At 61.7% G+C, this 6803-nt stretch carries 8 protein-coding genes and 3 pseudogenes; 6 read left to right on the top strand and 5 right to left on the bottom strand.

Features of this window, described 5'->3' with window-relative positions; genetic code table 11:
- From EWH10_RS20870 to EWH10_RS20860, 3 genes and pseudogenes are all read left to right on the top strand, one after another.
- Positions 1 to 117, top strand: a pseudogene (locus EWH10_RS20870) (IS5/IS1182 family transposase); the annotation flags it as partial.
- 36 nt (positions 118 to 153) lie between these two features.
- A pseudogene (locus EWH10_RS20865) lies at positions 154 to 354 on the top strand (LysR family transcriptional regulator); the annotation flags it as partial.
- A 69-nt stretch (positions 355 to 423) separates the two neighbouring features.
- Positions 424 to 735 (top strand): DNA-3-methyladenine glycosylase I, encoded by a 312-nt coding sequence (locus EWH10_RS20860; RefSeq protein WP_044662847.1) that lies wholly within the window; start codon positions 424 to 426, stop codon positions 733 to 735.
- A 116-nt stretch (positions 736 to 851) separates the two neighbouring features.
- Here the strand turns inward: EWH10_RS20860 and EWH10_RS20855 are convergent, their stop codons facing one another.
- From EWH10_RS20855 to EWH10_RS20845, 3 genes are all read right to left on the bottom strand, one after another.
- Positions 852 to 1703, bottom strand: a complete 852-nt coding sequence (locus EWH10_RS20855; RefSeq protein WP_229742756.1) for an aldo/keto reductase — start codon at positions 1701 to 1703, stop codon at positions 852 to 854.
- An 88-nt stretch (positions 1704 to 1791) separates the two neighbouring features.
- Complete coding sequence (locus EWH10_RS20850) at positions 1792 to 2088, bottom strand: putative quinol monooxygenase (protein ID WP_044660506.1); 297 nt, start codon at positions 2086 to 2088, stop codon at positions 1792 to 1794.
- Positions 2089 to 2165: 77 nt separating this feature from the next.
- Complete coding sequence (locus EWH10_RS20845; RefSeq protein WP_044660507.1) at positions 2166 to 2963, bottom strand: type 1 glutamine amidotransferase domain-containing protein; 798 nt, start codon at positions 2961 to 2963, stop codon at positions 2166 to 2168.
- A 116-nt stretch (positions 2964 to 3079) separates the two neighbouring features.
- Here EWH10_RS20845 and EWH10_RS20840 point away from each other — a divergent pair, with 116 nt between their 5' ends.
- Entirely contained in the window at positions 3080 to 3994 is a 915-nt protein-coding gene (locus EWH10_RS20840; RefSeq protein WP_044660508.1) for a LysR family transcriptional regulator, read from the top strand.
- Positions 3995 to 4097: 103 nt separating this feature from the next.
- Here the strand turns inward: EWH10_RS20840 and EWH10_RS20835 are convergent, their stop codons facing one another.
- The gene (locus EWH10_RS20835; protein WP_044660509.1) at positions 4098 to 5204 is read right to left on the bottom strand and encodes a Fic family protein; all 1107 of its coding nucleotides are present in this window, start codon (positions 5202 to 5204) and stop codon (positions 4098 to 4100) included.
- Positions 5205 to 5597: 393 nt separating this feature from the next.
- On the opposite strand from EWH10_RS20835, the pseudogene EWH10_RS22185 reads away from it, so the two are divergent.
- Together EWH10_RS22185 and EWH10_RS21830 are read left to right on the top strand one after the other, a co-directional pair.
- A pseudogene (locus tag EWH10_RS22185) lies at positions 5598 to 5765 on the top strand (hypothetical protein); the annotation flags it as partial.
- 50 nt (positions 5766 to 5815) lie between these two features.
- Positions 5816 to 6022 carry a phage integrase central domain-containing protein gene (locus tag EWH10_RS21830; protein WP_044660510.1) on the top strand — a complete coding sequence of 69 codons (207 nt, stop codon included), beginning with the start codon at positions 5816 to 5818 and terminating at the stop codon, positions 6020 to 6022.
- A 13-nt stretch (positions 6023 to 6035) separates the two neighbouring features.
- Here the strand turns inward: EWH10_RS21830 and EWH10_RS20825 are convergent, their stop codons facing one another.
- Positions 6036 to 6791, bottom strand: coding sequence for a DUF2889 domain-containing protein (locus EWH10_RS20825; RefSeq protein ID WP_044660511.1), 756 nt, complete (start codon positions 6789 to 6791; stop codon positions 6036 to 6038).
- Positions 6792 to 6803 lie beyond the last annotated feature (12 nt).

Raw genomic sequence — 6803 nt, 5'->3', positions numbered from 1 at the left:
GAGGGCTTCTTCGCCAAGCTCAAGCAGTGGCGCCGTATCGCAACACGCTATGACAAACTCGCCGCAAACTTCCTCGGCTTCGTCAAACTCGCCAGCATCATGCTATGGCTCAAATGATTAAATCGTCGCTACGGCCTAGAGTCCGTTCTTGCCATCGTGCGGTGCGGCTCGTTTCGCGCGGCGGCGCTGGACCTTGGCATATCGACAACGGCCATAAGCAATGCGGTTGGCAAGCTCGAGCGACAGCTTGCGGTGCGGCTGTTCAACCGTACCACGCGCAGCGTCTCGCTCACCCATGCGGGGCGGATCTTCGTCGCACAGATCAGGCCGGCGCTCGAGGACATCCAAAAGGCTTCGAAAGGCCTTTGCCGGATTCGACCCGTAGACCGTCTCCCGGTTCGACGAGGACGATTCGCGCGTTTGATGGCTGATTCCGGCATCGTTCGCGCCCAAGCCAAAATCCGCGCCACCATTCGCGGCGCGCAGATTTATTGCGAGATGTCCGAGCGCGGCGAAAGCTTCACCGACTATTGCTGGGCCTTCACCGACGGCAAGCCGATCAAGAACGCCGGCGGCGCGTGGATCGCTACCTCGCCGTTCTCGGAGTCGATCTCCAAGGACATGAAAAAACGCGGCTTAAAATTTGTCGGGCCGACGATCGTCTATGCCTGGAGGCAGGCGGTCGGCATCGTCAACGACCATGAACAAGGCTGCCTCCGCAGGGACGCACGTTAGCAAACCGTGCGGTTCCGAGACCGCGCCGGATCAGGATCAGAGCGGCAATGGCGCGGCCGGATTGACGAGACCTGCATCGCGCAGCTCGCGCCAGAAGTCGGCCGAGATCGTCTGGTTCAACGCTGCTGTGTCCTCAGCGATGCGCTGCGGGCGGCTGGCTCCAGGGATGACGGCTGCCACCGCCGGATTGGCTGCAGCCCCGCCGCCTTCATGCTGATGCTGTAGCGGTCCGCAATTGCCTTGATCGCAGCAACCTTGGCGAGAATTTCCGGCGTGGCAGGTGCATATTCGAAATTCGGCCCCCCAACGAGCGCGCCCGAGCTATAGGGGCCGCCGACAACGATGCCCAAGCCGCGCTCAGCGACCTTCGGCATGAGGCGTTCGAGCGCACGGTCGTGGTCGAGCAGCGTGTAACGTCCAGCGAGCAGCGAACCATCGGGGCGCGGGCCATCGAGATCGAGCAGCAGCTCGACCGCCTCGACCCGGTTGACGCCGAGGCCCCAGGCCTTGATCGTGCCCTCGTCGCGCAGCCGGTCGAGCGCCTTGAACGCGCCGGTGCGGGCTTCCTCAAACTTCGCCAGCCATTCGTCGCCATAGAAGTCCTGCGCCACGTCATGGACCCAGAAGATGTCGATATGGTCGGTCTGCAGGCGCTTCAGGCTGTCCTCGATCGAGCGCAGCGTCGCGTCGTGCGAATAGTCGTTGATCACGTTGTTGGGTCGCCCATTGGCGAACACGGCGCCCTTCTCGCCATTGTCGCGCGGCGCATCATCCACCTCGTCGAGCACGATCCGGCCGGCCTTGGTGCTGATCACATATTGATCGCGCGGCTTGTCCCTGAGCGCCTCGCCCATGCGGATCTCAGCGAGACCGCCGTAGAAAGGCGCATTGTCGAAATAGCGGATGCCGTCGTCCCACGCTGCTTCGACGGTGGCGAGCGCTTCCGCATCGGGAATCGCGCGAAACATATTACCGAGCGGCGCGGCACCGAAGCCGAGTTTGGAGGAAGGATGTCCTTGAGGGCCATGATGTTGATCCCTGTTTCTGTGATCTCGTTCAGGCGACCGCCGCCGGCGCGAGCGTGAAGGCGCTTCGCTCCGCGAGGTCGTTGATGGCGGCGAGATAGGTTTGAAAGTGCGGGGATGCACGATGCGCTGCCACCGCGTCGGCGTCTTCATAAAGCTCGTCGAGCACGAACCGGTCCGGCTCCGCCTGATCGGTCCAGAGATCGTAGCGCAGATTGCCGGGCTCGGATCGCGAAGGCGCGATCATGCCGTCGAGCAGATGGCGCAACGCGTCGGCCTTGCCGGTGCGAGCGGTCAGCACGGCGACGATCTTGATATGGCTGGTCATGGCGGTTGCTCCTGCCTGGAATGGATGGAGGGACGAGGCGGGGCGCGTTCGCAGCGCCCCACCGGTCATCCGAGTTCTCACGCGGTCTGCCGCGCGTCGAGTGCCTTGACCAGCGCCTTGGCGATGGGGTGGTCCGAACGCGGGTTCTGACCGGTGATCAACTCGCGGTCGATGACGACGTTCGGCTCGAAGTCCACGGCGGTCGTCTCCACCTTGCCGCCGGCGGCGGTCAGCGCCTGCGGCATGTCGAAATACATCTTGGCATGCAGGATGTGATCCTCGACCACCTTCTCCTCACTGCCTGAGAAGATCGTCATGCGATAGCCGGCATAGGGCCAGTTCTTCGCCCATTCGCGCGCCTTGTCGTCGGCGCCGGCGATCAGCGCGGCGCGGAACGCACGCGGATCATCCATCGCCGCGGCGAGCGCGATCGGGCCGTGGCAAAGCAGCGCCGTCGGCTTGGCCGTTTCGTGGAAGTGACGCAGGATCTCGCCCACTTCGGCGTCCTGCATCAGGTCGACCACCGGGGCCTGGCCGCCGGGGAAGAAGACACCGGCATACTGGTCGAGCCCGCCATCGATGACTGAGCGTAGCGTCACCGGCGCGTTCATGGCGGGGCTGTTGTCGTAATAATCGCGAGCGGCGCGGTAGGCCACTTCGTCATTCTCGAAATGCGCCGGCGCGTCCGACGCGGCATCGATGATCGGCTTGCTGCCGTTCGGGGTGGCGAGCACGACCTTATAACCGGCAGCTTCGAGCGCCATCGCCGGGACGACCGTCTCGTTGAGATACTGACCCGTAGCGCCCCATTTGTTGCCCTGCACCTCGATGCGGGTGGCGTTGGAGCCGATCAGCAGAACCTTACCCTTGCTCATGGAAACCTCCTGTCTTCGATCTCGTCCGCATTCCGGACGACCAGGAGATGCGCCTTTCGCACTCATTGCAGAAGTTTATTTCTTGGATTTTAGATATATGTGTGAGAGCATAACTCATGCGCTACGACCTCAATCTGCTGCCGATCTTCATCGCGCTGATGGAGGAGCGCAGCGTCACCCGTGCCGCTGAGCGTCTGGGCATGACGCAACCAGCGCTGTCCAATGCGCTGGCCCGGCTGCGGTTGATGCTGAAGGACCAGCTGTTCATCCGTGAGCGCTACGGCATCCAGCCGACCCCGATCGCCTTGGAGCTGGCGCCGCAAATTGCGGACGCACTCGCCAGCCTGGATGACGCCGTGCTCGGGCAGCAGGACTTCGACCCCGCCAGTGCCGAGCAACTCTTCACCATCGCGCCCAATGGTTATGTCGAGTTCGTGATCGTGCCAGTCCTGGTAGCGAAGCTTGCTGAAGTCGCGCCCCGCATCAAGCTGCGGCTCACGCCTTACGGCAACGACCTGACCGAGACCGGCGTCGTCTCCGGCACCACGGCGATGGTGCTCGGCCGCATCATCGATCCGCCCGACAATCTCGTGGTTCAGCATCTGATGGACGAGGCGCTGGACTGCGTCGTGCGTGCCGGGCATCCGGACATCGGCGACGCGATCACGCGCGAGCAGTTCGAGGGCATGCGCCACGTCAACGTGGTGCCGCCCGGCCGCATGCGCGCCGGGCTGTTCCAGGCGCTGGCACAGCAGAACCTGAAGCGAGAGGTCGCGCTGTCGGTCACCAATTTCTTTGCTGTGGCGGAGATGATCGGGGTGACCGACTACGTTGCGACCCTACCACGGTTGATCTGCCGGCGGTTAGCGCATGATCCTCGCTTGCATATTCTGCCCGCGCCGGTCGATCTCGGCACCTTCCCCGTCGAGATGGCATGGCATGTCCGCTACCGTCACGACCCGGCGCACCGCTGGTTGCGTGGACTTGTCGGGCAAGTGATCGGCGAACTAGCGGCGCCAGCTCGACGTTAGCCTTCCCTCCGCTGATCACGCTTTCGGACGCTTGCTCCCGCCTGTTCTCGAACGAGCCTGACCGCGCACGGCACAGAGAATATCTGACGTGCGGGGCGGTTGGTCATTCGCTGAGGTTTAAATAGTATCTTGTGTGCTTCAGTTCTCCTTCCTTGCGAAGGGCTCCTAACTCCACCAGTTCTGCGAGATCGCGAGTGGCTGTCGCGGGGGCTGCGTCGGTGATGGTCCGGTAGTTTGCCGCGCTCAGGCCACCCCTGAAGCCGTCCGGTCCTTCGGCGAACATCCGGATCAGGGCCTTCTCCTGCCGTGCGTTGATCCGACTGCGGAGACGGTCGAGCAGCTTTGCCTTAGCCAAGAGGAAATGAACCCGATCAAGCGTGCGCTGTTGGGCGGCGAGCACGATATCCGAGAACCATTCGAGCCAATCGTCGATCCGGTTGGATATACTCGCACGCTGAAGCTGGGCGTAATAGTCCTTGCGATGGCGCTGGACCATCTCTGCAAGAGCCGTGATTGCGGGCGCGTCAAGCCCTTGGGCCAGGGCCTTTTCCGCAATCGCGCGGCCGAGGCGCCCGTTGCCATCTTCGAAGGGATGGATGGACTCGAACCATAGATGAGCAATACCCGCTCGCGTCAGCGCGCTCACCGGTGAAGGGCCCGTCGGCCCGGTATCGTTGAACCAGGCAATGAATGCGTCCATCTCGCCTGGCACCGCTTGCGATGGCGGCGCCTCGAAATGCACCTTCGGCGCGTGCACGGCTCCCGATACGATCTGCATGGGATCGGCATGTGATCGATATCGGCCTATGTCGGCGAGGTCCCGCCTACCGTTCATGAGCAAGGCGTGCCAATGGAACAGCATGGCATCGCTGACCGGCTCGCCATAGCTGCGGAAGAGATTCGCCATGAGTTCTGCAGCGCCCGCCTCGGCGGCATTGGCTCGGCGGTGGTCGGCCTTGATCCCCAAATGCTTCGCGACCGACGACTGCACGCTCGCGCGATCGAGGATCTCTCCCTCAATTGCAGAGCTATCGACAGCTTCTTGTGCCATGAGTTCGATGGAAAGGTTCTGACGATCGTCGGCATGGAGGTGGGCCATGACACCGACCAGAATACCGGCACCCTTCAGAAACTGGTCCTCACGGCCTCTCAGACGCGTCGCGTCATAGGCGAAGTTAGACCAGTCGGGTTGTTGCCAATTCCAACGCATGATCGATAGCACTCCTTTATATCGATCACCATATCGCGCAATCTGATTTATATAAACGCTTTTTATCGCTCAGCTTTGTCGCAACCACGGTCTGTCCGAAAATTGTAGGCGTATTTCGGACAGACCCCAGCCGCTGCCAGCGGGGCTCGAACCGCTCCGTCCGTTCACGTCCAGCCTTTTCCACGAATTCAGATCGTGCTAATGATCCCTCTGGCGACTTCGCAAGTCTATGATTTGACTGCGAAATCAATCGTTTAGGTGCCCCGCGATAAAGCTCTTCTGGCACCATTTTCCCGTCCGAAGACGTCCCGGAAACGGCTGAAATATGTTGTTCCTTGAGCTATAACCGTCCGGTGAAATCCGGGCAGATACGGCACCAATTGGGCACGAGGGGTGGTATATCCGAGGGTATCGTTTTCCGTCCTTTGCAAGGACGATACCCCCGATGAGCACCCTGTTCGCGACCAACTAGCCAACGCCAAACCGCAAGCCAAGGACTTAAAGCTGTCGGGCGGCGGTGGTCTCTATCTTCTCGTGCGGACCAACGGCGCGGAGCTTTGGCGCCTCAATTATCGCTATCTCGCAAAGGGTCGGTCGCTCGCTTTCGGGGCATGGCCGAGATCGCATCGAGCAAGATTCCTTGGCTGCTGGACAAGACCTATCCCAAGATCGGCAACAGACCCGTCTCCAAAATCACGGCGCAGGAGATTGTGGCCGTCCTGCGCTTCATCGATGAGACAGGCCGCTACGAAGGCACGTCCTATGCGGACCCTCCTTGGGCGCATCTTCCGCTACGCCGTCGCGACCATGGTTGCTGAATGTCAAAAGTGCCTATGCTTCACGCTGGAGACGGTGCAGATGAGCCTCCTTCTCTCCGGTCATGACCGCGGTTTCCACTGGTCCGGTGCTGTAGGCGTAACATCGTCCAAGCATCTCCGGATTGTCGCGGGCAGGGCGACCGGCAGCTTGTGAGGGGCGGTAGCGCCGACCGATGGCTATGAGCCAAGTACGCGCCAAGATGGTGGCGGCTTCAAGTTGATCCTGCTCGAAAACCAGACTGGCCCATGCGGCAAAGCCTGTTCCCAATGGCCTTCCCCGAAGCTCCAGCGGCTCCAGGATCGCGCCCTGCCGGACCAGCCAGCGACAGACCAGCCGACCATTTCGCCAGATCGTCATGGGGACAGGCAATTCGACTTCGTCCGGGACCTCCGCTTCATAGAGTATCTCCGTCGATGGTCTTTGAGCATGGCCAATGGCCATGACAGCCAGGTCCAGAAGGTGGGTGCAATGATGGCGTGCAATCCCCCCGGCGTAAAAGTCGCGGGTTCGCGTGCTGATCGGCAGGCCCACCAAGGACTGAAGCTGGTGGACTGCGGCAGGGCATGCCGTGGTGGGAATGCGGACGCTTTCGCCGGTAATGGCGGTCACGATCGAGCAGTCGTGCACGATGGAACAGCGCATCTCGTGAAAATTGTCGAGGAGATGGGCGTTGACCCGATTGGATTGCGCGCGCAGGGATACGCGGCGAATGGTGGCGCCGGTCCCGTAATCGGGATTGAGTGGAAAGTTGAGTTGCTTAGGTCTCATGACAAGGGCGCG

It is taken from the genome of Sphingobium fuliginis (genome assembly GCF_004152845.1).
In the GTDB taxonomy this organism is placed as follows: domain Bacteria; phylum Pseudomonadota; class Alphaproteobacteria; order Sphingomonadales; family Sphingomonadaceae; genus Sphingobium; species Sphingobium fuliginis.
Note: the sequence above shows the minus strand (reverse complement) of the source record. Positions and strands in the feature narration are given on the sequence as shown.